16 protein-coding genes and 2 tRNA genes are annotated in these 25,644 nt (G+C 74.6%); 6 read left to right on the top strand and 12 right to left on the bottom strand.

What is annotated here, in order from left to right:
* Positions 1–47: 47 nt before the first annotated feature.
* The 3 genes from ACFYE3_RS13525 to ACFYE3_RS13515 all read right to left on the bottom strand — a co-directional run bounded on the left by ACFYE3_RS13525 (position 48) and on the right by ACFYE3_RS13515 (position 3,198).
* Positions 48–512 carry a hypothetical protein gene (locus tag ACFYE3_RS13525; protein WP_387609982.1) on the bottom strand — a complete coding sequence of 155 codons (465 nt, stop codon included), beginning with the start codon at positions 510–512 and terminating at the stop codon, positions 48–50.
* Positions 513–669: 157 nt separating this feature from the next.
* Positions 670–1,653: an NAD(P)H-quinone oxidoreductase gene (locus ACFYE3_RS13520; protein WP_387609981.1), complete on the bottom strand. Its 984-nt coding sequence runs from the start codon at positions 1,651–1,653 to the stop codon at positions 670–672.
* 108 nt (positions 1,654–1,761) lie between these two features.
* Positions 1,762–3,198 (bottom strand): cryptochrome/photolyase family protein, encoded by a 1,437-nt coding sequence (locus ACFYE3_RS13515; protein WP_387609979.1) that lies wholly within the window; start codon positions 3,196–3,198, stop codon positions 1,762–1,764.
* A gap of 95 nt (positions 3,199–3,293) precedes the next feature.
* Between ACFYE3_RS13515 and ACFYE3_RS13510 the strand changes: the two genes are divergently transcribed.
* The 3 genes from ACFYE3_RS13510 to ACFYE3_RS13500 all read left to right on the top strand — a co-directional run bounded on the left by ACFYE3_RS13510 (position 3,294) and on the right by ACFYE3_RS13500 (position 7,815).
* Positions 3,294–3,381, top strand: a tRNA-Ser gene (locus tag ACFYE3_RS13510).
* Positions 3,382–3,512: 131 nt separating this feature from the next.
* Positions 3,513–5,723 (top strand): bifunctional metallophosphatase/5'-nucleotidase, encoded by a 2,211-nt coding sequence (locus tag ACFYE3_RS13505; RefSeq protein WP_387609977.1) that lies wholly within the window; start codon positions 3,513–3,515, stop codon positions 5,721–5,723.
* 46 nt (positions 5,724–5,769) lie between these two features.
* Entirely contained in the window at positions 5,770–7,815 is a 2,046-nt protein-coding gene (locus ACFYE3_RS13500; protein WP_387609976.1) for an ExeM/NucH family extracellular endonuclease, read from the top strand.
* A gap of 86 nt (positions 7,816–7,901) precedes the next feature.
* On the opposite strand, the gene ACFYE3_RS13495 is transcribed toward ACFYE3_RS13500, so the two are convergent.
* Positions 7,902–9,866, bottom strand: a complete 1,965-nt coding sequence (locus ACFYE3_RS13495) for an FAD/NAD(P)-binding protein (protein WP_387609974.1) — start codon at positions 9,864–9,866, stop codon at positions 7,902–7,904.
* A gap of 64 nt (positions 9,867–9,930) precedes the next feature.
* Between ACFYE3_RS13495 and ACFYE3_RS13490 the strand changes: the two genes are divergently transcribed.
* A complete protein-coding gene (locus ACFYE3_RS13490; RefSeq protein ID WP_387609973.1) occupies positions 9,931–12,048 on the top strand; it encodes a prolyl oligopeptidase family serine peptidase in 2,118 nt (705 codons plus the stop codon).
* Between the two features lie 13 nt (positions 12,049–12,061).
* Here ACFYE3_RS13490 and ACFYE3_RS13485 read toward each other — a convergent pair whose 3' ends face one another.
* From ACFYE3_RS13485 to ACFYE3_RS13470, 4 genes are all read right to left on the bottom strand, one after another.
* A complete protein-coding gene (locus ACFYE3_RS13485; protein ID WP_368820837.1) occupies positions 12,062–12,472 on the bottom strand; it encodes a phage holin family protein in 411 nt (136 codons plus the stop codon).
* Between the two features lie 12 nt (positions 12,473–12,484).
* Positions 12,485–12,907 carry a spore germination protein GerW family protein gene (locus ACFYE3_RS13480; RefSeq protein WP_387609971.1) on the bottom strand — a complete coding sequence of 141 codons (423 nt, stop codon included), beginning with the start codon at positions 12,905–12,907 and terminating at the stop codon, positions 12,485–12,487.
* A gap of 171 nt (positions 12,908–13,078) precedes the next feature.
* Positions 13,079–13,167, bottom strand: a tRNA-Ser gene (locus tag ACFYE3_RS13475).
* Between the two features lie 62 nt (positions 13,168–13,229).
* Positions 13,230–14,330: a glycosyltransferase gene (locus ACFYE3_RS13470; RefSeq protein WP_387806133.1), complete on the bottom strand. Its 1,101-nt coding sequence runs from the start codon at positions 14,328–14,330 to the stop codon at positions 13,230–13,232.
* A 228-nt stretch (positions 14,331–14,558) separates the two neighbouring features.
* Between ACFYE3_RS13470 and ACFYE3_RS13465 the strand changes: the two genes are divergently transcribed.
* Complete coding sequence (locus ACFYE3_RS13465) at positions 14,559–16,025, top strand: lipopolysaccharide biosynthesis protein (protein ID WP_387609968.1); 1,467 nt, start codon at positions 14,559–14,561, stop codon at positions 16,023–16,025.
* Positions 16,026–16,037: 12 nt separating this feature from the next.
* Here ACFYE3_RS13465 and ACFYE3_RS13460 read toward each other — a convergent pair whose 3' ends face one another.
* The 4 genes from ACFYE3_RS13460 to ACFYE3_RS13445 all read right to left on the bottom strand — a co-directional run bounded on the left by ACFYE3_RS13460 (position 16,038) and on the right by ACFYE3_RS13445 (position 23,952).
* Positions 16,038–18,134: an acyltransferase family protein gene (locus ACFYE3_RS13460; RefSeq protein ID WP_387609967.1), complete on the bottom strand. Its 2,097-nt coding sequence runs from the start codon at positions 18,132–18,134 to the stop codon at positions 16,038–16,040.
* A 75-nt stretch (positions 18,135–18,209) separates the two neighbouring features.
* Positions 18,210–19,304 (bottom strand): glycosyltransferase family 2 protein, encoded by a 1,095-nt coding sequence (locus ACFYE3_RS13455; protein WP_387609966.1) that lies wholly within the window; start codon positions 19,302–19,304, stop codon positions 18,210–18,212.
* A 54-nt stretch (positions 19,305–19,358) separates the two neighbouring features.
* Entirely contained in the window at positions 19,359–21,545 is a 2,187-nt protein-coding gene (locus ACFYE3_RS13450) for a RecQ family ATP-dependent DNA helicase (RefSeq protein ID WP_387609964.1), read from the bottom strand.
* A gap of 616 nt (positions 21,546–22,161) precedes the next feature.
* The gene (locus ACFYE3_RS13445; protein ID WP_387609962.1) at positions 22,162–23,952 is read right to left on the bottom strand and encodes an AMP-binding protein; all 1,791 of its coding nucleotides are present in this window, start codon (positions 23,950–23,952) and stop codon (positions 22,162–22,164) included.
* A gap of 162 nt (positions 23,953–24,114) precedes the next feature.
* On the opposite strand from ACFYE3_RS13445, the gene ACFYE3_RS13440 reads away from it, so the two are divergent.
* The gene (locus ACFYE3_RS13440; protein ID WP_387609960.1) at positions 24,115–25,638 is read left to right on the top strand and encodes an MFS transporter; all 1,524 of its coding nucleotides are present in this window, start codon (positions 24,115–24,117) and stop codon (positions 25,636–25,638) included.
* The last annotated feature ends 6 nt before the right edge of the window (positions 25,639–25,644 follow it).

The following is a 25,644-nucleotide window of genomic DNA, read 5'->3' as shown; positions in this document are numbered from 1 at the left end:
ACCATCAGCAGTCTGTCGGGTCCACCCCGCCCCTGTGCGGAACGGGCTCAGCCCCGCTGCAGCAGCTCCTCCGCGCGCTCCACGTGCTCCCGCACCGCCTCCGCCCGGCGGACGACCGCGTCCAGCCGGTGGGCCGAGGACTCCTCGTCGGGGCGCACGAACCGGGCCATGGTGAGGGCCTCCGCGGCCTGGGCCATCGCGTTGCCGGCGCGGGACAGCTCGCGGTGGACGTCGTTGAGGTAGCCGCCCGGGGATGCCGGGATGTCGTGGCTGCTGCTGGGCGCCGCGCGCTGCGCCGCGGCGCACACGGACCGCACCTCCGGCAGCAGATCGGCGAGCGCGTTGGCGGTCGGCACCACGGACTGCGCGAGCGCCTTGTCCGGGAGGCTCTCGAGGATCTGGTGGAAGCGGTCCAGACCCCGGCGGAACCGGTCGTGGGCGCGGCGCCACACGCCCAGGCCGAGCTCGGCCTCGTCACGGCGAGCGGCGCGGTAGTCGCGCAGGAATGCCACGGGCGGTCCTTTCGAGAGGAGACAGTCCATCCTACGGCGCTCCGGCCCACCTCCCGCGCGCACGGAGGGCGGGCCGGAGAGCCTGCGGAGGGCCTGCGGAGGGCGGGCACGACGACGGTCCGCGGCCGGGCGTGCGGGGCCGTGCCGGCCGGTGCGCTCAGGGGACGAGCAGGACCTTGCCGATGTGCGTGCCGGAGTCGAAGTACTCGTGGGCCCGCGCGACCTCGTCCAGGGGGAAGGTGCGGTCGACGACCGGGCGGACGGCCCCCGACTCGACGTGCGGCCACACGTGCTCCTGCACGGCGGCCATGATGCGGGTCTTCTCCGCCACGGGCCGCGGTCGCAGCGTGGTGCCGATCACGGCGGCCCGCTTGGCCATGAGCTTGCCGAGGTCCAGCTCCCCCGTGCGCCCGCCCTGGGTGGCGATGACCGCGATGCGCCCGCTGGTGGCCAGCGCGTCCAGGTTGCGCCCCAGGTAGGAGCCGCCCACGACGTCGAGCACGATGTCGGCGCCGTGCCCGTCCGTGAGCTCCCGGACGCGCTCGACGAAGTCCTCCTGCCGGTAGTCGATCGCCTCGGCGCCGAGCCGCCGTGCGGCGTCTGCCTTGTCCGGGCTGCCGACCGTGGTCAGCACGCGCAGTCCGAGCGCCCGGCACATCTGGATGGCGTTGGTGCCGATCCCGCCCGTGCCGCCGTGCACCAGGATCGTCTCGCCCTCGCGGGCGGCGGCGGCCATGAAGACGTTGGAGAGGACCGTGGCGCAGACCTCCGGGAGCCCGGCGGCGGCGGCGAGGTCCACTCCCGCGGGCGCGGGCAGGACCTGGCCGGCCGGGACGACGACCTCCTCGGCGTAGCCCCCGGAGTCCAGGAGGGCGACGACCTCGTCCCCGGGTGCGAGGCCGGCGCCGGCGGGCACCGCGGGGCCGAGCTCCCGCACCGTGCCCGAGACCTCGAGGCCGAAGACGCTCGACGCTCCGGGCGGGACCGGGTAACTGCCCCGCCGCTGCATGACGTCGGCCCGGTTGATCCCGGCGGCCCGGACCCGGATCCGCACGCCGTCGGGGGTGAGCTCCGGGGCGGGGACCTCGGCGACGGAGAGGACCTCCGGTCCGCCGGGGGTGGTCTCGAGCACTGCGCGCATGGTGGGGCCTTCCGGTCGGGGACGACGTGCGCTCCCATTGTGTCGCGGGGCGGGGACCCGGTCACCCGGCGTCGGCCCGTGGCGAACAGGGGTGCGCCGGTGCCGCGCTCAGCGGATCGAGGCGTAGGCGTCGAGGGCCCGTCCACGGCTGGCCGGCAGGTCCACGACCGGCTCCGGGTAGCCCACCGACGGGCCGAGCAGGCCGGGCTCGTGGGGGTCCACGCCCTCGTCCCCGGCCAGCTCGGGGACCCAGCGGCGGATGTAGCGGGCCTCGGGGTCGAACTTCCGGCCCTGGGTCAGCGGGTTGAAGATCCGGAAGAACGGGCTCGCGTCCGCGCCGGAGCCGGCGACCCACTGCCAGTTCCCGGGCCCGCTCGCGGGCTCGGCGTCCACCAGCGTCTCCCAGAACCACTGCTCCCCGGCCCGCCAGTCGACCAGCAGGTTCTTGGTGAGCAGGGACCCGGCGACCATCCGGACCCGGTTGTGCATCCACCCCGTGGCCCGCAGCTGTCGCATGCCCGCGTCCACGAGCGGGAATCCGGTGCGCCCCTCCTGCCAGGCCCGGACGTCGCCGGCGGCCTCCGCCGGGTCCCGCCACGGGAACGCGTCGAAGGCCGGGCGGACGTGGCGCACGTGCAGGTCCGGCACCTGGTGGAGCAGGTGCCAGTTGAACTCCCGCCAGCCCAGCTCGGCCAGGAACTTCTCCAGTCCCTCGCTGCTCCCCCGCTCGGACCGGTGCCGGACGGCCGCGTCCCACACCGCGAACGGGCTGATCTCGCCCCACCGCAGGTGCGGGGAGAGCCGGCTGGTGCCGTCCCGGTCGGGCCGGTCGTGGCCCTCGGCGTAGTCCTCGACGCGGTCCAGGAAGTCGTCCAGCCGCTCCCACGCGACCGCCTCCCCGGGCGTCCACGTCGCGGCCAGACCGGCCGCGCGCTCCGGGGACGGCACCAGGCCCCAGTCGTCCTGGTCCTCGGTGCCGGCGGCCGCCGCGACCTCCGCGGCGGCGCCCCGGCCCGCACCGGGCACGGGCAGGGGCTGCCGGATCTCCAGCGCCCGGAGCGCCTTCCAGAAGGGGGTGAACACCTTGTACGGGCCGCCGGCGCCGGTGCGCAGGGTCCACGGCTCGTGCAGCAGCGCGGCCTGGAACGAGTGCGCCTCGACCCCGTGCTCGGCGCACCACTGCTTCACCCCGGCGTCCACGGCGAGCTCGGGGCCGCCGTAGCGGCGGTTCCAGGTGACGCCGCCCGCACCCGTGCGCCCGAGGACCTCGGGCAGCACGTCCCCCGCGGGGCCGCGGCGCAGGACGAGGGGGATGCCCAGCTCCCGGAGGGACTCCCGCAGGGACCGCAGGGACCCGTCCAGCCACCATGTCGCGGCCGCGCCGAGGGGCCGGACCCCCTCGGAGTCCTGGTCCAGGACGTAGAGGGCGACCACCGCGCCGCGCCGGCACGCGGCGTCGAGGGCGGGGTGGTCCGTGACGCGCAGATCGTCCCGGAACCACACGATCGTCGTCGTCCCGCTGTCGGGGCTCTCGGGTGCGTCCACGCGCTCACCCTAGCCGCGGCTTTGGCGGCGTTCCAGGGGCCGTGGAAGAATGGGCTGCGCGCTCCGCCGCCCCACCGGGGAACGGACGAGCGCGGGGAAGGTTGTCCGAGCGGCCTAAGGAGCCGGTCTTGAAAACCGGTGTGCGGTGACCCCGTACCAAGGGTTCAAATCCCTTACCTTCCGCCCCGCACGAGGCCCCCTCCGCGAACCCGCCGGCGGGGGCCTCCGCGCATGCCGGCCCCCAGTGGCCCCGCGCGGTGCGGGCCGGAAGATGTCGCTGTGTCGTGGCCCACCGTTCACGTCTGCGTGCTCCAATGGTGACAACGAACCGCCGCGCCCCCGGAGGACCTCCCATCGCACCCCAGAAGCACCGTCCCGCCCTGCTCGCCGCGCTCGCCGCCGGCGCCGTCGTCACCTCGTCCGGCCTGGTCCTCCCCGCGGCGTCCGCCGAGGAGACCGCGGGCCCGGGCACCCCGGTCCCCGCCGGGGAATCGACCGCCGCCGGGGAGACGGCCGTCGATCTGCTCTACTTCAACGACTACCACGGCCGGCTCGGCTCGGACCCCCTCCTCTTCGCGGGCGCGATCGAGCAGCTGCGCGCGGGAAACGAGGACGGCACGCTGCTGCTGTCCGGCGGGGACAACGTGGGTGCCTCCGAGTACGTCTCGGCCGTGCAGCAGGACGACCCCACCCTCGACGTGCTCGACGCGCTCGGCCTCGACGCCTCTGCCGTGGGCAACCACGAGTTCGACCGGGGCGCGGACGACCTGACCGGCCGCATCACCGAGCGCGCCGACTTCCCGTACCTGGCGGCCAACGTCACCGGCCCCGACGGCGAGCTCGTCACCGAGGCGTCCGCGACGTTCGACGTCGACGGCGTGCGCGTGGGCGTGGTCGGCGCCGTCACCCAGCAGACCGCCGCGCTCGTCCCGCCCGGCGCGATCGAGGGCATCACCTTCGGCGACCCCGTCGAGGCCGTCAACGCCGAGGCCGAGCGGCTCGAGGAGGACGGGGCCGACGTCGTCGTGGCCGTCTACCACGAGGGCGTCGCGGACGCGGCCGACGCCCTCGGCGACCAGCTGGTGACCGGCACCAGCACGACCGTGGACGTCGTGCTCAACGGGCACACCCACGAGGTCTACGACGAGGGCGTCGACACGGACGGCGACGGCGACCTCGACCGCGCGGTCCTGCAGGCCGGCTCGTACGGCGGCAGCCTCGGGCGGATCTCCCTGAGCTACGACGCGGCCGCCGACGACGTCGACCTCACCACCGCGGTGCTGGCCGTCGACGAGGTCGTCACCGCGTCCGAGGAGGAGCTTGTGGCCCGGTACCCGCGCGTCGCCGAGGTCGCCGGGATCGTCGCGGCCGCCGAGGAGGTCGCCGTGGAGCGGGGCAGGACCCCGGTCGGCGAGATCACCGGGGACATCACCACCGCCTACGGTCTCCGCGACGGGAAGCCGGTCCGCGACGACCGGGGCGCCGAGTCGAGCCTCGGCAACCTGGTCGCCGAGTCCATCCGCGACAGCCTGGACGAGTCGAACGGCGTGCAGATCGGCCTGATCAACCCCGGCGGCCTGCGCGCCGACCTCCTCTGGGCGGACGACCCCGCCCAGGTCATCGACGGCGAGCGCGACGGCGTGGTGACGGAGTCCGAGGCCAACCAGGTGATGCCCTTCGCCAACAACCTCAGCACCGTCACCCTCACCGGCGAGCAGTTCGAGCGGGTCCTCGAGCAGCAGTGGCAGCCCGCCGGGGCGTCCCGGCCGTATCTGCAGCTGGGCCTGTCCGAGAACGTCTCCTACACCTTCGACGCCGCCCGCCCGGCCGGCGACCGGATCACCTCGATCACGGTCGACGGGCAGCCCGTCGACCCGGCCGCCGAGTACGTGCTCGGCTCCGTGTCCTTCCTGGTGGAGGGCGGCGACAACTTCACCGCCCTCACCGAGGGCACCGACGTGACCGACACCGGCCGGATCGACCGTGACGCCTGGATGGAGTACCTCGCCGACCGCTCCGCCGACGCCCCGATCGCCCCGGAGTTCGACCGCCGGTCCGTGTCCCTGACCGGCGCGGCCGCCGAGGCCTGCACCGTGGGCTTCGAGGTCTCCCAGCTCGACATGACCTCCCTGGGCGCCCCGTCCACCACGTCGCTCTCCGTGCGCGAGGGCGGCCCGGAGGGCACCGGGATCGGCACCGCGGCCGTCGCCGACGGCGCGGCCACGGTCTCCGTGGACACCTCCGACCTGACCGGGGGCGCGCCGGTGTGGCTCGTCGCCGAGCCCACCGGCACGCAGGTCCGCGTCCCGGAGCAGGTCCTGGACCTGGCCGACGGCTGCGCGCCGGCACCGGCCCCCACGCACGGGCCCGGCGAGGAGCCGGCGCCGTCCGAGGAGCCCGCGCCGGGGCACCGGCCCGGCCAGGGCCACCTCAGGAAGCACCCCGGGCAGGGCGAGCCCGGCAAGGGCGTGTGGGAGCACGGCTCCGAGCGCGCCCGCTCCGTCCTCGGGCGCCTCTTCGGCTGAGCCCTCCCGACCCCCTTCTCCCTCCCCCGACCGAAGGAACTCCCCCGTGCAGAAGCTCTTCACCGTGCCCCTGAGCGCGGCGGCGGCCACCGCGCTGCTCGCCGCGCCGCTGACGGTCCCCGTCCACGCCGCCCCGGAGCCCAGGCCGGGCGTCCGGCCGGTGGAGCTCCCGGTCCGGGAGATCCAGGGCACCGGGGACACCTCCCCGGTGACCGGGCGGGCCGTAACCACCCGCGGCGTCGTCACCGCGGTGTACGCCACCGGCGGCCTCAACGGCTACTACCTGCAGACCCCCGGCACCGGCGGGGACCTCGACCCGGCCACCCACGACGCCTCCGAGGCGATCTTCGTGTACTCCCCCGACACCGCCGCTACCGTGCAGCCGGGACAGTTCGTGGAGGTCACCGGCGAGGTCGCCGAGTACTACGGTCAGACCCGGCTCAGCGTCCGCTCCGAGGGCCTGCGGGCCCTCGACGAAGCCGCGGAGGCCGCCAAGCCCGCAACCGTGGCATGGCCGGCCGAGGAGGCCGAGCGTGAGGACCTCGAGGGCATGCTGCTCGACCCGTCCGGTGCGTTCGTGATCACCGACAACTACGACCTCAACCGCTACGGCGAGATCGGCCTGGCGGCCGACACCACCCCGCTCGTGCAGCCCACCGCCGTGGGCGCGCCCGGCTCGCCCGAGGCCGCCGCGCAGGCCGCGGACAACGAGGCCCGGGGCGTCCTGCTCGACGACGGCGCCACGACCAACTACGGCAACGTCGCCAACGCCTCGGTCCCCCTCCCCTACCTCTCCCCCACGACCCCGATGCGGATCGGCGCGCCCGTCGACTTCGTGGCGCCCGTGGTGCTCGGCTACTCGTTCGACGAGTGGCGCCTCCAGCCCACGACGCACGTCACCGGGGAGAACCCCGAGGACGCGCCCGTCATCGCCGAGAACACCCGCGCTACCGCCCCGGAGGACGTGGGCGGGGACCTCCAGCTCGCCACGTTCAACGTGCTGAACTACTTCACCACCACGGGCAACGAGCTGACCGGCTGCAGCTACTACACGGACCGCGCCGGCGACCCGATCTCGGTGCGCGGGGGCTGCGACGCCCGCGGCGCGGCCGAGCAGGAGGACCTGGAGCGCCAGCAGGCCAAGATCGTGGCCGCGGTCAACGCCCTGGACGCCGAGGTCGTGTCCCTGGAGGAGATCGAGAACTCCGCGAAGTTCGGCAAGGACCGGGACCAGGCGCTCGCCGACCTGGTCGGCGCCCTCAACACCGCCGCCGGCGCCGAGGTCTGGGCGTACGTGCCGTCACCGGCCGAGCGGCCCGCCGTCGAGGACGAGGACGTCATCCGCACCGCGTTCATCTACAGGCCGGCCGCGCTAGGGACCGTGGGCGAGTCCGTGATCCTCCAGGACGAGGAGAACTTCGACAACGCCCGCGAGCCGCTGGCCCAGACGTTCCGCCCCGCCGGCGGGGACGCGGGCGACGACTTCACCGTGGTCGCCAACCACTTCAAGTCCAAGGGCCCCGCCCCCTCCACCGGCCCCAACGCCGACGCCGGGGACGGCGCCGGCGGCTGGAACGCCGACCGCACCGCGCAGGCACAGGCCCTCGTGGCGTTCGCCGAGCAGCTGGAGTCCACGCAGGGCACCGACCGGGTGCTCCTCACGGGCGACTTCAACTCCTACGACCAGGAGGCCCCGATGCGGGTCCTGCACGACGCCGGCTACGCGAACCTGGCGCCCGAGGGCGAGCACTCCTACGCCTACGGCGGGATGGTCGGCTCCCTCGACCACGTCCTGGCCTCCCCCGCCGCGGCCGAGATGGTCACCGGCTCGGACATCTGGGAGATCAACGCCCACGAGTCCGTGGGCCTGGAGTACAGCCGGCACAACCACAACGTGGTCGACCTCTACGCGGCCGACCCGTACCGGGCCTCCGACCACAACCCGGAGGTCGTGGGCCTGCGCACCGGCGCCGAGGAGCCGGTGGTTCCGCAGAAGCCGGGCCGGGGCGGCTCCGGCGAGCACCCCGGCCGCGGCGTCGCGGAGCACGCCGCCGACCGCGCCCAGGAGGTGCTGCAGGGCCGCTCCGGCTGAGCTGCCCCCGGCCCGTGGCCGGCCACGGGGACCCCGCCCCGCCACGGATCCTGTGGCCGGCCGGGGTCCCCGTGGCCGCACCCTTCTCAGCGCCGGGCGGGAGCCGGGGCCAGCACCGCCGCGGCGATGCGGTCGGCGTCCGCCAGCGTCCGGGCGCCCAGCTCCGCGGACGCGCCGGCCTCCGCGGCGATCGCCACGCCCCACTGCACGGCAGAGAGCTGCAGGCCGAGCACGAGGACGCCGGGCTCCACGCCGCCGTCGACGCGCACCGCACGGTACGGCGGACGGCTCACGTCCAGCCCGGTGCCAGGCACGGTCGCGACACCGTCCCGGGTCTCCATCGCCCGGACCCGCACCAGTCCCTCCCGGTGCATCGCGGACAGCAGCGGCGAGATGTTGCGCCGGACGTCGTTGGGCGGGGACATGGCCTCCACGAGGTGCTCGGCGCGGAACGGCTCGTCCTTGACCCAGGGGGAGCTCGCCACGAACCGGCCCTCCTCCTCGTCCACGAGGAACTGCGGGTCCGGGCCCAGGAAGCGCACCACGCCGGCACGGGCCAGCGCCGCCAGCTGCTGGGTCCGCAGCACCGGCGGCCCGGAGGCGAGGCCCTCCACGAACGGCTCGAACGTGCGCCGCAGCTCGTCGGTCCAGGAGGCGTCGCCGATGCCGATGTCCGCGAGCACGGCCTTGAGCACGGTGCGCGCGGCGTTGAGGGAGGCGACGGCCATCTGCAGCGGGTCGTCCTCACCGGCCAGCGCGCCGTGCACGTCCCGGTCCAGGTGGTGGACCAGGGCCGCCGCGTACTCGTCGTGGGAGCCGAAGCTGAGCCCCTCGAACGGGCGGGCGAGCCGCAGGGCGTTGAGCTGCCGGCCCGGGACCACCGCGGACGCGATGAGCCGCTCGGCCCGGGACGTCCACGGCCCCTCGGGGTGGTCGTCCCCGGTGCTCAGCACGGCGTCGAGGCGCGCCAGGAACTCCTGGGGATCGGTCTCGAAGGCGTCCGGGGCGGTCCGCGCCAGGACGGTGTAGTAGTTCCACTGGGCGTCCTTGCGGATCAGCGGATACAGGTCCGCCTCGAAGGACAGCGGTCCCTGCGCCCGCGCGGCGAGCGCCCGCACGGCGTCGAGGGTGAAGAACCGGGTGACGAGGGAGGCGGCGTAGTAGCCCTCGAGCACGGCCTTGGAGCGGTACGGGGTGCCCCGGCGGGAGCCGGCCACGATCACGGGCTCCCGCCCGGACGGGTGGTAGACGTAGCGCTCCCCGTCCTGGGTGTAGATCCCGCCGCGGCCCTCGGTGACCTGGGCGAGGACGTCGCAGAAGTTCAGGCCCATGCCGCGCACCAGCACGGTCCGCCCGGCGGGCAGGGCGTCCCAGTGCGCGTCGGCGGGCACGGCGGGCGGCCAGTAGGTCAGCCCCAGCTCGGCGGCGCCGTCCACGAGCTCCCGCTGGTCGGGGCGCAGGTCGGCGTCGAGGTGACCCAGGGCCAGCACCACGGCGTCCGCCGGGAGGTTCTGCCCGCCGCTGATCTCCACGTCGTAGCGGTGCCGGGCGTGCTCCCGCACGTGCACGCCGACGGCCTCGGCCCGGTGCACGGCGAGCGCCACGGTGGGCGGGAGGGCGTCCTGCAGCGTGCGGAAGATCCAGGAGAGGTAGACGCCGTACATCCGCCGGGAGGGATAGGACTGCGGCGTCATCCGGGTCAGGTGCGCGGCGTCGTCGGGGTCCACGGCGATGGTCCCCGCCACGGCGGCGAGCCGCCAGTGCTCGAAGCTCATGTTCCGCAGCGGCTCGAGCGGGTCCACGGGCAGCACCCCGTCGTCGGCGATCACCGTGGGGAACACCGAGGGCGTGTTCATGAGGTACAGCGGGGACTGGTTCGTCCGCCACACGTGCCCCGGACCGGGCGGGAAGGGGTCGACGACGTCGATGCGCACCCGGGTGCCGGAGGCCGCCGCGCGGGCCGCGAGCCGCTCCACCACCGACAGCCCGCGCGGGCCGGCCCCGATCACGGTGACTCGTCGTTCGGTGCCTGGCCTGCCCGTTGCGCTCATGGCCCTCAGGATATCGACCCGCGCACGGGGCCACGGGCACGGGGCTGCGCCTACGATGGCGGACATGACCGAGACCGCGCAGACCGCCGCCCGCCCGACCGCCGAGCAGCCGCACGACGAGAACCTGTGGCTGGAGGAGATCACGGGGGCCGCACCCCTGGAGTGGGTCGCCGGGCAGAACGCCCGCACCCTGGCGGCGCTCGAGGGCCCGCGGCTGCGCCGTCTCGAGGCCGACGTGCTGGCGGTCATGGACTCGACCGAGCGCATCCCCATGGTCGCCAAGCACGGGCCGCACTACTACAACTTCTGGCGCGACGCCGAGCACCCGCGCGGCGTCTTCCGCCGCACCACGTGGGAGTCCTGGCTCGGCGAGGACACCGAGTGGGAGGTGCTGCTCGACGTCGACGCGCTGGCCGCCGAGGAGGGCGTCGACTGGGTCTGGGGCGGGGCCCGGCTGCTGCGCCCGCAGTACACCGGCGGGCGGCACCGGAGGGCGCTGTTCAGCCTCTCCCCCGACGGCGGTGACGCGAAGCGGGTGCGCGAGTTCGACCTCGACGAGCGCCGGTTCGTACCCGGCGGGTTCGACGTCCCCACGGCGAAGTCCACCGTGACGTGGGTGGACGCCGACACCCTGCACGTGGGCACCGACTTCGGCCCCGGCTCGATGACCACGTCCTCCTATCCCCGCACGGCCCGCGTCCTGCGCCGCGGGCAGGCCCTCGCCGAGGCCCGCCAGGTGTTCGAGGTGGCCGAGGACCACGTCCAGGCGGTGCTCGTGCGCGACCACACCCCGGGCTTCGTGCGCGACGTGGCCGTGGACGTGGTGGACTTCTTCGCCTCCCGCACCTACCTGGTGCGGGAGGAGGAGCTCGTGCACGTCGACGTCCCCGACTCGGTGACGGTGGACCTGCACCGGCAGTGGCTGCTGCTGCGCCCGCAGGAGGAGCTCGAGCTGGACGGGACCGTGCACCCGGCCGGCTCCCTGCTCGTGGCCGAGCTCGAGGCGTTCCTGGCCGGGGACCGCTCCGTGACCGCCGTGTTCGTCCCGGACGCGCGCACCTCCCTGCAGTCCTGGTCCTGGACGGCCGACCGGCTGCTCCTCAACCTGCTGCGGGACGTCTCCTCGGTGGTGCGGGTCGCCGAGCCGGGTCCCTGGACCTCGTCGGAGCTGCCCGGGGCGCCGGCGCTGTCCAGCGTGGACGCCTACGCCGTCGACGACGAGGACCCGGAGGCGGGCAACGACTACTGGCTCGTGGCCACCGGCTTCCTCACCCCCACCACCGTGTCCCGCGGCACCGTCCCGGCCGGCGGCGCGGCGGGGGCCCCGCCGCGCACGGCGAGGACCGCACCGGCGTTCTTCGACGCGGCCGGGCTGTCGGTCGAGCAGCACTTCGCGGTCTCCGCGGACGGCACCCGGGTGCCCTACTTCCAGGTGGGCCCGGCCGACCTGGTCCTCGACGGGGCGAACCCGACGCTGCTCTCCGGCTACGGGGGCTTCGAGGTCTCCCGGACCCCCGCCTACTCGGGGGCCCTCGGGCGGTCCTGGCTGACCCGCACCGACGACGCCGGGCGGTCCGGGGTCTACGTCCTCGCCAACATCCGCGGCGGCGGGGAGTACGGTCCGGCGTGGCACCGGGCCGCGCTGCAGGCGAACCGGCACCGGGCGTACGAGGACTTCGCGGCCGTCGCCGCGGACCTGCAGGCCCGCGGGGTGTGCTCCCGGGGAACGCTCGCGTGCTCGGGCGGCTCCAACGGCGGGCTGCTCGTGGGCAACATGCTCACCAGCTTCCCCGAGCTGTTCGGCGCGGTCTCCTGCGGGGTGCCCTTGCTGGACATGCGCCGCTACACGAAGCTGTCCGCGGGCTACTCCTGGATCGCGGAGTACGGCGACCCGGACGATCCCGAGCAGTGGGAGTCCGTCCGCACGTTCTCGCCCTACCACCTGCTGGAGGAGGGGCGGGACTATCCGGACGTCCTGTTCTGGACCGCCACGAGCGACGACCGCGTGGGCCCCGTCCAGGCGCGCAAGGCGGCCGCGCGGATGCTCGGCATGGGCTACGAGAACGTGTGGTTCTACGAGGCCACCGACGGCGGGCACGCGGGCGCGGGCGACAACAAGCAGGCCGCCCGCCTGCACGCGCTCTCCCACGAGTTCCTCTGGACGGCGCTGCACCGGGGCTGAGCCCCGGCGCGGGTCAGCGCTTCTCGCGGTCGGGGACGATCCAGCCCATCACGAGGGAGACCACCCCGATGATCAGGGTGGCGAGCACCGCCGTCCAGAGGAAGGAGTCGATCTCGAGCCGCAGCGGCGTGAAGGAGCTCAGCCAGGACGTCAGCCACAGCATCGCCGCGTTGACCACGATGGCGAACAGCCCCAGCGTGAGGCAGGTGATCGGCAGGGACAGGATCGACAGCACGGGCCGCACGACCGCGTTCACGACGCCGAACACCAGGCCGACGAACAGGTAGGCCAGCACCGACGCCGCGGTCTCGCCGCCGACGGCCGAGACGACGGACGGGTCCGCCGCGATGCCCATCCCGGGCAGGATCCAGGCGGCCACCCAGATGGCGAGCGCGTTGACGAGGACACGGAGCAGGAACGACATGGTCCCATCCTGTCAGTCGCGGCGGGAGACGGCCGCCCAGCCCACGACCGTGGCCGCGCCGCACAGCGCCAGGCCCAGCGCGAGGGCGATCCGCCCCGCGTCGACGGCGGGCCGCCACGTGACGCTGTCCCCCCGGACCACGTAGACCCCGGCCGGCTCGGCGTGCACGCCGTAGCCCACGCCCGATCCGCTGCCCGAGCTGTCCTTCTCCTCGCCGGAGCCCCCGCCACCGCCGCCCCAGCCCCTCACGCGGGCGACGGGCACGACCGTGGTGCCGTTCACCTCGTACGCCTCGCCGAAGACCCGGCGCACCGTCACGGCGTCGACGGCCTGCTCGAGGACGGTGCGGTCCGTGAGCCCGGCGCGCCAGGCGGGGGCGGGGCGTGACCCGCCGGGCGCGCCGGGAGTGGTCTCGGGACGGTCCTGCTCCGGCATGGTGGCCTCCCTGGGCTCGGGCGCCGGCGGCGCACTGGCCCCCAGTCTAGGAAGCCGCCGGTGCCCGGTCACGGGGGCGGCCGCAGATGACGGGCGGCGCGGGACCCGGAACGCGAGACACCCCGGACCGAGGGTCCGGGGTGTCAGCGATGTCCGGGGACATCACGAGCGCGGAGACGGGGGGATTTGAACCCCCGGTCGAGTTTAACCCCGACCCTTCATTAGCAGTGAAGTCCATTCGGCCGCTCTGGCACGTCTCCATCCGTGGCCCACCACGCGGGTGGACAACACAGGCCAGCTTAAGGGAGGACCGGGCACGGGGTCAAAGCCGACGGCGCCCGTGCCGCCCGGCGAGCACGGAGCGGTAGAGCCGGTCGAGGTCCGCGGCGATCCGCTCGGACCCGTAGACGGAGCGGATCTCCTCCGCCATGGCCTCCGGGCCGAGCAGTCCGGGATCCGCCACGACGTCGAGCACGGCACCGCCGAAGGCCTCGGCGGTGCGCTCGGCCACGAGGCGCCCGTTGCCCGGGTGCACGAAGTCCCGCTGCCCGCCGAGGGCGCCCATGACCACCGGACGGCCCGCGGCGAGGGCCTCGGCCGCCGCCACGCAGAACGTCTCCGAACGGCTGGGCAGCAGGAACACGTCGGCGGCGGCCAGGCGCCGCTGCACCTCGTCCGCGCCGACGTTGCCCAGGAGCCGCACGCGCTCCCCGACCCCGAGCCGGCGCGCGCGGTCCCGGACCTCCTGCTCGAGTCCGCCGGAGCCGCACCAGGTGAGGCGGACGTCGTGGCCGGCGTCGCGCAGCCACGCCACGGTGTCGACCGCCAGGAGGGGGTCCTTGATGTCGCGCAGGGCGCCGACCGCGACGAGTTCGAGGGTGCTCCCCCGCGGCGGGTCCGTGACGTGCTCGGCGTGGTCGACCACGTTGCCGATCCGCTCGACCCTGTCGGCCGGCGCGAAGCGGCGCAGCACGTCGCACATCATGGTGCTCACGCCGGTGACGCGGTCCGGGACGCGCAGGATCCGGCGGCTCCCGGCGAACCGCCGCCACACGGGCCCGTTCTGCTCGGGGGTGAGCACGCCGTTCCAGTGCTCCGTGTGCACCCACGGACGGCGCCCCGCGAGGGGCAGGCAGACGAGCGCGGCCGAGAAGGGCATGGTGTGCAGGACGTCGGCGCCGGCCAGGTGGCGGCGGAGCGCGGCGTACGCCCGCAGCAGCGTGACCGGGTGCCGCGGGTCGAACGGGAGCCGGAGCACCGGCACCCCGTCCCACCGGTCCTGGACGGCCGGCCCGGTGCGCAGCAGCCGCAGGTGCAGCACCCGGACGTCGTGGTGGCGTGCGGCGGCGCGGACGTGCCGGGGGACGAAGGGCGTCTCCCCGGGCCGCTCCGCGGACGGGTACCAGGTGCTGACGACGAGCACGCGCACAGCGCTCAGCCCTTCCCGGCGCCGGTGCGGTCGGGGGCGTCGTCGGGCGCGGCGCCGAACGGGGCGCTGAACGGGGTGCTGGGGACGGTGCTGAACGAGGTGGGGGCGGCGATCATGGTGCCACCCTAGCGGCGGGCCGCGCCCGGGGCGGTCCCCGGACGGCGCCCGGGCGCGAGTAGACTCGGGCGCGATGACCAGCCCAGCCCCCGGGTCGGCCGCCTGATGTCCCGGCTGCGCTCGATCCTCTTCCCGCCGCCCAACCACGCGAACACCGACAACCCCCTGGGGTCGGCGTTCGCGCTGACCGTGGTGGCCGTGTTCGTCCAGGGGCTGTCCCGCTTCGGCTACAGCGTCCTGGTGGGCAATCTGCTGGGGCAGGAGGCCCTCGCCGAGGTCAACCTGACCATCTCGCTGGCCCTGTTCCTCGTGCTGCTGTGGCCCCAGGCCTCGGGCACGGGGGCCGCCAAGTTCATCGCGATGGCCCGGGGCCGCCAGGACCCCGAGGGGCAGGCGGCGACGGCCTCCTTCACCGCGACCAGCGCGTCCGCGGGCATGGCGCTGCTGTCGGTCTCGGCGGTGCTCTACGCCGCGTTCGCGCTCGAGCTCTCGTGGGGCTTCGCGGTCTCGGCGGGCCTGCTCGTGCTCTCCCTGTCGGCCTACAACTTCGTGCGCGGCGTCCGCACGGGCAACAACCAGTTCGTGACGACGACGGCGTGGGACACCATCAGCTCGTTCCTCACCCTCACCCTGCTGCTGCTGGTCCTGCTCGCCGGCTGGCACTGGGTCCTGCTGCTGCCCCTGATCCTCGGCTACTCGGTCTACGCGCTGCCCTCCTGGCCGCGCCGCACCGGGGCGCGCCTCGACCCGGCGCTGCGCCGGGAGATCCTGGTCTTCACCGCCTGGGGTTCGGCCCACCTGCTGGCGGCGAGCGGCCTGATGCAGCTGTCCCTGGTGATCGGCGACAGCTTCGCCACGAAGGCCGAGGTCGGTCTCTACGCCGCCGCGGTGTCCCTCGCGACCCCCGCCAGCATGCTGTCCGGGGCCATGCTCACCGCGCTGTCCCCGAGCGTGGCCCGCATGCACGCCGCGGGGGACACCGCGGGCCTGACCCGCCAGGTGGACACGATCCTGCGCACCATGGTCACGGTGTTCCTGCCGGTCTTCGGCGTGGGGGTCCTGTGGGCGGAGCCCGTCCTCCGGCTGGTCTATTTCGGGGACCCCGAGTTCGTGAACGCCGAGCCGCTGCTGGTCGTGCTGTTCCTGGCCGTCTCGGCGACCAGCTTCAACGCCGCGAACGCCCGGCTCAACGGCACCGAGGCCTGGGGGGTCAAGGTGCTCGCCGCCGCCAACGGGCTCGGCCTGGTGCTGGGCGTGGTCACGATGCTCCTGCTGGGCCCGGAGCTCGGGATCATGGCCTCCGCGGTCGGCTACCTCGCGGGCTCGCTGCTGAGCGCGCTGCTGCCGCTGCTCGTGGTCTGGCGGCTCGACCGGATGCGGTGGGGCACGGTCCTGCTGCGGATCGTGGCCGGCTACGCGATGATCCTGGTCGCGCTCGACCTGCTCGGCCCCGACTTCAGGGTGCTGCCGGCGCTCGGGGCGACCGCCGTGTTCCTCGCCGTCTGGGGCGGGCTCAGCGCCCGGGACCTGCGGCCCGCGCTGCGCGCCGTGGGCGCCCGGCTCCGTCGCTGAGCCGGCTCCGGCTCACCCCGCGGCCAGCGGCCGGGCCCGCTGCCCGAACTGCTGGTCGAACTGCTCGGCGAAGGCCGGGACCATCGTGACCACGTAGTCGCGGGGCATGTGGTTGTCGTCCATGTAGACCCAGCGGTTGCCGATCCGGGACGAGCACGTGCCGTCGGGACAGATCCAGTCGCTCATGTCGACGCTGACGAAGTTCCCGTGCCACCCCGTCAGGGCGTCGGCCGGGTTCTGCGGGGCGAGCTTCTGCGCCCGCGGCGGGTTGCAGCGCTCGGCGTCCGGGCCGTCCTGGTCGATGCAGGTGACCATGTTGAAGGAGAACCGCGGGTTGTCCCGGATCCCGACCACCGTGATGCCCCGCTCGTCGAGGTCGTCCAGGAGCTGCGAGAACCCGGGGGCGATCTGCTCGCCGGGCCCCTCGTCGGCGGTGACGGTGGACGTGGTGAGCACGACGTCGATCCCGTGGTCCTCGATGTACTGGTCGGTGAGCCCGATCAGTTCCCGGCACTCGGTGTTGTCGGTGGTCTCCACGGGCTGGAACCGGCAGGCGCCCCGGATGACGGAGACCAGGTTCCAGCCGCGGTCCTCGGCGACGCGCTGGAACGCCGGCAGCCACTGCTCGGCGTGGGAGTTGCCGACCACCATGGCGTCGACCTCGGCGTCCGGGTCGACCGGCAGGGTCGAGCAGGCCACCTTGTAGCCGTCGAACCACTCCTCCGTCGCGGCGTCGCAGGACTCCGGCAGCTCCGACCACTGCCCCTCGCGGACCAGCGGGTTCGGGATCGTGGGCACCTGCGGGTCCCGATCCCAGGCGAGGTCCCCGGTCAGCACCGCGGCCCCCGGGTTCTCGAGGACGGCCTGCTCCGCGGCCTCCTGGGCGTGCCGGTCCAGGACCACCCGCGCCCCGGAGACGGGGACCAGCACGAGGGCCGCGCACAGCACCACGAGCCCGAGCTGGTGCCTGCCGGCGCGGGCGCCGGTGCGGGGCCGCAGGGGCCGTTCGACGAGCCGGTGCACCAGGACGCCCAGGACGATGCTGCCCAGGAGGATGAGCAGCCCGTGCAGCAGCGTGGCCTTGGCGCGGTCCGTGACCACCAGGTAGGTGACGAGCACGGGCCAGTGCACCAGGTAGACGGCGTAGGACGCCTCGCCCAGGACCAGCAGGGGCCGGCGGCTGAGCAGGGCGTCGGCCCCGCGGGGGTCACCGGTGTGCCCGGCGAGGATCACCAGCGCCGCCCCGGTCAGCGGCCACAGGGCGGCCCAGCCCGGGAAGGAGCCCTGGACGTCGAGGACTAGCCCGCACACGGCGATGGCCACGAGCCCGGTCCAGCCCAGGACGAGGCGCAGCGCGCCCGGCAGGGTGACGCCGCGCAGCACGGCCAGGGCCAGCAGGGACCCGAGGGCGAACTCCCACAGCCGGGCACGGGTGTCGAAGTAGGCGAAGGCCTGCTCGTTGCCCGTGGAGACCACCGAGAAGGCGAAGGAGGCGAGGAACACGGCGCCGAACACGCCGGTGGCCGCCGTGGCGACGGACCACCGGGTGCGCCGGGCGACCAGTCCGCACAGGGCGAGGAGCAGGGGCCACAGCAGGAACACCTGGCCCTGCACGGACAGGGACCAGAAGTGCTGGAACGGGCTGGCCCGGGAGGTGTCCGCGGCGTAGTAGTCGACCGCGTTGAACGCGAGCACCCAGTTCTGGGAGTACAGCACCGTGGCCGCCGCCTCCTCGATCGCGGCGTACCACCGGTCGGACGGGAAGAGCATCCGCACCACGACGAGGGTGCCCAGCACCGTGACGACCACGGGAGGCAGCAGCCGCGAGAACGTCCTGGTCCAGTAGCGGCCCAGCTGCGGCCCCTTCCCGGCCTCGAGCCGCCGGACGAAGGAGAGCGTCATGAGGAACGCCGAGATGAACAGGAAGACGTCCACTCCGCCCGAGACCCCGCCGATCCACACGTGGTAGACGGCGACCAGGAGGACGGCCACGGTGCGCAGCCCCTGGACCTCGGGGCGGAAGCGGTGGGCGGGGGCGGCCGTGCCCGCCGGGGGCGCGGTGCTGCTCGCGACCCCGGGGGAAGGGTCGGCGGGGAGGAGACGGCTCATGGAGTTCTCTCGTCGGGCGGGGGGTCGGACGACTGGCTCGGCACCATTGTTCCACCGAACGGCGGCGCCGCACGGTCACATCAGCAGGGACGCGACCATGAACCGCAGGGGGGCCTCGCGGTGCAGGACCCTGCGCGGGTCCCGGGTGAGCAGGGTGGTGGGCCAGCCGAAGCGGCGACGGGCGTTGTCCACCCGGAGGATGGCCTCCGCCGTCGCCCCCGGCCGGACGACGAGGTCCAGGACCTCCCGGTCCGCGCAGGACAGCACGGTGAGCGCCCGGGGTGCGCGCGACGTGACCAGGTCGAGCAGGCTGCCCACCTGGTGCGCGTCCTCCGGGGACCACCGTCCGGCGGCGGTCCGGCCGCGGACCGCGCCGAAGACCTGGACCCGGAGGATCTTGGCGGCGATCGCCGTCCGCTGCTCCACGGCCAGCCCGGCGTACCAGGAGCCGCCGAGCAGGTCGGTCGCCGCGGCGAGGTCGTCCGTCAGGGGCCGCGGCTCGGCACTGATCCGGTCGGCGGCACCCTCCCGCAGGAGGTAGCCGGCGCCGCGGGGCGCGAGGTCGACCCGCCCGTCGCCGAACCAGGCTCGGGCCACCAGCTCCTGGTCCTCCCCGGTGGCGTACCGGCCGTTGAAGCGGACCCCGCGGTCCACCAGGAGCTCCCGGCGGAGCAGCCCGAAGACGTGGGTGCGGTAGGCGAGCCGGTCCTTGACCGGGTCGAGGTCCGCGCGGCGGAAGGGCCGCGGCACGGGGGTGCGCACCGGCCGACCGGAGTCCTTGACCAGGCGCGGGAGCACCGCCGCGGAGCCGTGGCGTTCGGCGGTCGCCGTCCAGGCCGCGAGGGCCCCGGGGGCGAGGGTGTCGTCGCTGTCCACGAAGGACACGTACCGGGCGCGGGAGCGCTCGAGGGCCAGGTTGCGGGGCCCGGCCGGGTTGCCGGTGCCGTCGAAGCACTCCACGAGCTCGACGAGCGGACGGTGCTCCGCGGCGAGGCGGTCGCGGATCAGTGCGGCCTCGACGTTGTGGCACACCACCGTGATGTGCACCCCGCCGTGGTCGCCGACCGGGAGCCCCCCGGCCAGCACGGAGCCGACGGCCCGGTCCACGGGCCGGGCGGTGGTGTGCACCGGGATGATGACGTCGACGAGCGGCGTGGGGGCAGGGGACACGCAGGCCAGCGTACAAGACCGCGCCGGGCCGGGCCGCCCGGCGCGGTCCGCGCGTCAGCCCTGGGAGGCCAGGACGAACGGCAGCACGGGTCCGGAACCGGCCCGGCGCAGCGCGCGGGCGGCCACGGCGAGCGTCCAGCGGCTGTCCACGAGGTCGTCGACCAGCAGTACCGGGCGCCCGCCCAGCCGGTCCAGCCCCTCCGCGAGCTCGGGCGGCACCCGGAACTTCTCCCACAGGGCCGCGAGGCGGTACGCGCTGTTGCCGCCGTGCCCGCCGGACGGGAAGCCCTCGGGGACGTCGAGCTCCCCCAGATAGGGCAGGTGCCCGACCTCGGCCATGCCCTCCGCCAGGGAGCGCACGAGCCGGGGACGCGAGCGGGACGGGACCGAGACGACGGCCGCGGGCCGGTCCGCCCAGCGCCACTCGGCGAGCACCTGGACGCACGCCCGGCCGAGGGCGGGGTCCACCGGCCCGTCGACCGGCGCGCCCTCCTCGTCGGTGCGGAACACCTCGCGCAGCCGGTTGCCCCAGCCGAGGTCCGTGAGCCGGGCCAGCGCCCGCCCCTCGGCGCAGCGCTCCTGCTCCGGGATGCGGCCCTTGACCTCGACCCCGAGGCGCGGCATCCCGGTGGGCCACTGGGCGCGCGGCTCCACCACGACGCCCACGCGGGTCAGGGCGGCCCCGGCGGTGTCGGTGGCGGACTCGTCGACGGTCGTGGGGTACCAGGGGCCGGCGCAGCTGTCGCAGCGCCCGCAGGCCTCGGCGGTGGCGTCGTCGAGCTGCCGGGCGAGGAACTCCATGCGGCACCCGGTGGTGCGCTCGTACTCGAGCATGGCGTCCTGCTCGGCCACCCGTGCCGCGGCGATCCGGCCGTAGCGCTCGGCGTCGTAGCGCCACGGCACGCCCGTGCTCTGCCAGCCGCCCTGCACGCGCTCCACCGCGCCCTCGACGGCGAGGACCTTCAGGAGCAGCTCGAGCGGGCTGCGCCGGACGTCCACGCGGGACTCCAGCACGGCCACGGACAGGGCTCCGCCCGCGGCCTCCAGCTCGCCCAGGACGGCGGCGGCCTTCTGCTCGGTGGGCATCGACGAGGTGGCGAAGTACTCCCAGATCCGGCGGTCCTCGGTGCCCGGCAGCAGCAGGACGTCCGCGTTGTCCGTGGCGCGGCCCGCACGGCCCACCTGCTGGTAGTAGGCCACGGGCGAGGACGGCGCGCCCAGGTGGACCACGAAGCCGAGATCCGGCTTGTCGAAGCCCATGCCGAGCGCGGAGGTGGCCACGAGGGCCTTGACCCGGTTCTCCTTGAGGGCGGCCTCGAGCTCCTCGCGCTCGCCCTGGTCGGTGCGCCCGGTGTAGGCGCTCACCGGGATCCCGGCGTCGGCGAGCGCCTGGGCGGTGTCCTCGGCGGCCCCCACGGTCAGCGCGTAGATGATCCCGCTGCCCGGGAGGGACTCGACGTGCTCGAGCAGCCACGCCAGGCGCGCCGTGGCCGAGGGCAGGTCCAGCACGCCGAGGCGCAGGGACGCCCGGGACAGCGGGCCGCGGAGGGTGAAGACCTCCCCCGTGCTGCTGCCGCCGGGACGCACGCCCAGTTGCTCCTCGACGTCGGCGACCACGCGCTCGTTCGCGGTGGCGGTCGTGGCCAGGACGGGGACCTGCTCCGGGAGCCGGGCGATGAGGTCGCGGATGCGCCGGTAGTCGGGGCGGAAGTCGTGGCCCCAGTCGGAGATGCAGTGCGCCTCGTCCACCACGAGCAGCCCGAGCCGGGCGACCAGCTGCGGCAGCTGCTGCTCCCGGAACACCGGGTTGTTGAGCCGCTCCGGGGAGACCAGCAGGACATCGAGCTCGTCGGCCTCCAGCTGCGCGGCGATCTGCCCCCACTCGGTGGCGTTGGCGGAGTTGATGGCCGCCGCCCGAACGCCCGCGCGGGCGGCGGCGGAGACCTGGTCCCGCATGAGGGCCAGCAGCGGGGAGACGATCAGGGTGGGCCCGCGCCCCCGGGCACGCAGGAGCAGGGCGGAGAGGAAGTAGACCGCGGACTTGCCCCACCCGGTCCGCTGCACCACCAGGGCCCGCCGGCCGCGCCCCACGAGAGCCTCGACCGCCTCGAACTGCCCGGGGTGGAAGGCGGCGTCCGCCCGGCCGGTGAGCGCGCGCAGCAGGTGGAGCGCGTCCTCGTGCAGGACCGGGTCCGTCGCGGTGTCGTGGGCGGCGATGTCGTGGGCCGGGGAAGTCGTCATGGCCCCAGTCTTCCAGGGCCCCCCGACGCCGCCCCACCGGAGGTCAGGACGTGCAGTGGCGACGGGGCCCGGACAGAGCGATGCGCCCGCTGCCCATCCGTCGAACGGATGGCCCCCGCAGCGGGCGCATCGACCGGCCTGACGGCCGGTGGCGAGCAGAGACTCGCCTGGCGGGAGTACCGCCCCCCAGCGGTGCTCCCATTCGGTTCACCCCCCGATGAACCGGCTGCACCGGCACCCCCCGATGCCTGCGTGCGTGCGGCCCATCCCCCGATGAACCGCTGTCGATCCGCCCCCCGGCGGATCGGTTGGTTCTGCCCCATCGGGTGAACCAATTGCCACCATGGTGGCAGGGTTTCCGTGACCTGTCACGGCCCGTGAAGTCACATACGGTTTGGTGGACACCGACGCAAAATCATGTGTTTGCACTGGTCAACGCCAGGTTCCACCACGACCTCTCGTTACCGATCGGTATTGCGCGGCGGCCGGCGTGGCACGAAGTGGGGACACCCCGCACGCGGGGTGTCCCCCGTTGCGCGCACGGCCGGCACTGTGCGTTACGTCACGTTGCGGGCACGGCACCCCGGTCCGGTGGCGGGGCGCCGTGCGCGGGCGCTCAGCCGCGCAGCCCCGGGAAGTCGGCCTCCGTGTACTCGACGCCGTACCCGTCGGCCCCGGGGGCCGCGGCGCCGGAGCGGTCCGCCGCCGCCTCCCGCTCGCGCAGCACCACCCGGCGGATCTTGCCGGAGATCGTCTTCGGCAGGTCGGTGAACTCGACCCGGCGCACCCGCTTGTAGGGAGCGAGGTTCTCCCGGGCGAAGCGCAGGATCTCCCCCGCGAGCTCCCGGGTGGGCTCGGCGCCGGCGGCGAGCACCAGGTAGGCCTTCGGCACCGCGTGCCGGACCGGGTCCGGCGCCGGGACCACGGCGGCCTCGGCCACCGCGGGGTGCTCGATGAGCACGGACTCCAGCTCGAACGGGGAGATCCGGTAGTCGGAGGCCTTGAAGACGTCGTCGGTGCGGCCCACGTACGTGTAGACGCCGTGCTCGTCGCGGCGGGCGATGTCGCGGGTGTGGTACCAGCCGTCCTTGACGACCTCGGCCGTGCGCTCGGGTTCGTCGATGTAGCCCGCCATGATCCCGGGCGGGTCGTCGTCGACCTTCAGGCAGATCTCCCCCTCCTCGGCGGGCGCGCCCGTCTGCGGGTCGAAGAGGTCGACGACGAAACCCGGCAGAGGCCGGCCCATGGCCCCCGGCGCGACCGGCTGCCCGGGGGTGTTGGCGATCTGCAGCGTGGTCTCCGTCTGGCCGTAGCCGTCCCTGATGGTCACGCCCCACGCGTCCTGCACCCTGCGGATCACCTCGGGGTTGAGCGGTTCGCCGGCGGAGACGGCGGACGTCGGCGGGTCCTGCACCCGGTGCAGGTCGGCCTGGATGAGCATCCGCCACACGGTGGGCGGGGCGCAGAAGCTGCTGACCCCGGCCCGGCCCATCTGCGCCAGGAGCCCGACCGCGTCGAAGCGGGCCTGGTTGTGGATGAACACGGTGGCCTCCGCGATCCACGGGGCGAAGAAGTTGGACCACGAGTGCTTGCCCCAGCCCGGGGAGGCGATGTTCAGGTGGACGTCCCCGGGGCGCAGGCCCATCCAGTAGACCGTGGACAGGTGCCCGAAGGAGTACGAGTAGTGGGTGTGCTCCACGAGCTTGGCCTGGGACGTGGTGCCGGAGGTGAAGTACAGCAGCAGGGGGTCCCGGGAGCGCGTGGCGCCCTCCGGGACGAAGACGGGGTCCGCGGCCGCGGCCTCCGCGTACGGGTGCACGGGACGGCCGGGCAGCTGCGCGCGCACTCCCTCGACCTCCGCGCCGACGACGACGAGCTCGTAGTCGCCGTCGACGCCCGCGAACTTGGGCGCGTTGGCGGTGTCCGTGACGACCCACGAGACCTTGCCCCGCTGCACGCGGTCCAGCAGGTCGGCGGGCGGCATCATGACGGCGGTGGGGATCAGGGGCGCGCCCAGCTTCATGCCGGCGAGCTGGGTCTCCCACAGCTCGAGCTGGTTGCCGAGCATGAGCAGGACGCGGTCGCCGCGCCGCACCCCCAGGCCCCGCAGCCAGTTCGCGGTGCGGGCCGAGGACTCGGCGAGCTCCCGGAAGGTGCGCCGGAGCTCCGTGCCGTCCTCCTCGACGATCCACAACGCGTCCCGGGCCCCGCGCTCCGGGTCCCGGGCGACGTGGTCGAACCAGTCCAGGGCGAAGTTGAAGTGCTCCATCCGGGGCCAGCGGAACTCCTCGCGGGCCCGGTCGTAGTCCTCCCGCAGCTCCAGGACGCGGTCCCGGGCGGCCTCGTACTGCTCGGAGACGCCGGGGGCGTCGTCGGACGTCGTGCCTGTGGGGACCGGCTCGGCCATCGGGGACCTCAATCATTGTCGCTGCGGGCCGGACGGGACCGTCCGGCGGGCCATCCCGAGCAGTCTAGTGCGGCCCGCCGCCGCCCGTCCGGGCCGGGCACGGTGCCGGCTCTGGAAGGATGGGGCCCGCACCCCGCGCCCCGGAAGGAGCCCCGCCCCGCCATGCTGTCCCCGGCACCCGACGTCCCGGTCCGCGCCGGCGCCCGCGAGTGGGCCGCCCTCGTGGTCCTGATGCTGCCGGTGCTGCTGATCTCCGTGGACAACACGGTCCTGAACTTCGCGCTGCCGGAGATCTCCCGCGAGCTGGGCCCCACCGGCACGCAGCTGCTGTGGATGGTGGACGCCTATCCGCTGGTGCTGGCCGGGCTGCTCGTGCCCATGGGCTCCCTCGGGGACCGGGTGGGCCGCCGCCGGCTGCTGCTGGTGGGGAGCACGGGCTTCGCGGCCGTGTCCGCGCTCGCCGCGTTCGCCCCGACCGGGGAGTCGCTCGTCGCCGCCCGGGCGCTGCTGGGCCTCTTCGGGTCGATGCTGATGCCCGCCACCCTGTCCCTGCTGCGCAACATCTTCCACGACGCGACGCAGCGGCGCACGGCCATCGCGGTGTGGGCCACGGGCTTCTCGGCGGGCGGGATCCTGGGCCCGGTGGTGGGCGGTTTCCTGCTCCAGCACTTCTGGTGGGGGTCCGTGTTCCTCCTGGCGGTCCCGGTGCTGCTGCCCCTGCTGGTCCTGGCGCCGGTGCTGGTGCCCGAGTCCCGCAACCCGGCGCCGGGCCCGGTGGACGTGCCCAGCGCCGCGCTGATCATGACCGCCATGGTGGCGCTGGTCCACGGCATCAAGGACCTCGGCGGGCACGGCCCGTCCGCCGGCGTGCTGACCGCCACGGTGGTGGCCGTGGCCGCCGGGGGGCTGTTCGTGCGCCGCCAGCTGCGCAGCCCGGTGCCGATGCTGGACCTGCGGCTCTTCCGCCATGCCCCCTTCACCGGCGGGCTGCTCAACAACCTGGTGGCCTCGACCACCTTCATCGGCTTCCTCTTCTTCGTCTCCCAGCACCTGCAGCTCGTGGAGGGCATGCCGCCCCTGGAGGCGGGCCTGGCCCTCATGCCGGGCGCCGCCGTCACGATCGCCTCGGGTCTGCTGGTGGTGCGCGTGGTCGGCTTCGTGCCCCCGGCGCTCGTGCTCGGCGGCGGGCTGCTGGTCATGGCATCGGGCTTCCTGCTCGTCCTGCTCGGCGACCTCTCGGGCGGGCTCGTGCTCGTGGTCGCCCTCATGGTCATCGGGCTGGGCTCGGGCGCGGCCCAGACGATCGCCGGGGACCTGATCCTCACCGAGGTGGCCCCCGAGCAGGCCGGCGCCGCCTCGGCGATCTCGGAGACCGCCTACGAGCTGGGGGCCGGGCTCGGCGTGGCCGTCCTGGGCACGGCCGTGACCGCGACCTACGCCCGCCGGATGGCCCTACCGCCCGGTCTGGACCCCGAGCAGGCCGCCACCGCGTCCGAGACCCTCGGCGGGGCGGTCGACGTCGCCGCAGGCCTCGGCCCGGACGCCTCCGGGGAGCTCCTGGCCTCGTCCGTCGCGGCCTTCGAGGCCGGCGTGCACCTGTCCGCCGGGATCGGCGCCGCCCTGCTGGCCGGGACCGCGGTGCTCGTGGGCCTGCTGCTGCGCCGGGTCCCGCGGCTCCGCCGGTAGCGGATC

It is taken from the genome of Kocuria arenosa (genome assembly GCF_042879215.1).
GTDB classification, from domain to species: domain Bacteria; phylum Actinomycetota; class Actinomycetes; order Actinomycetales; family Micrococcaceae; genus Kocuria; species Kocuria arenosa.
This window is presented reverse-complemented; position numbering and strand designations above follow the sequence as displayed.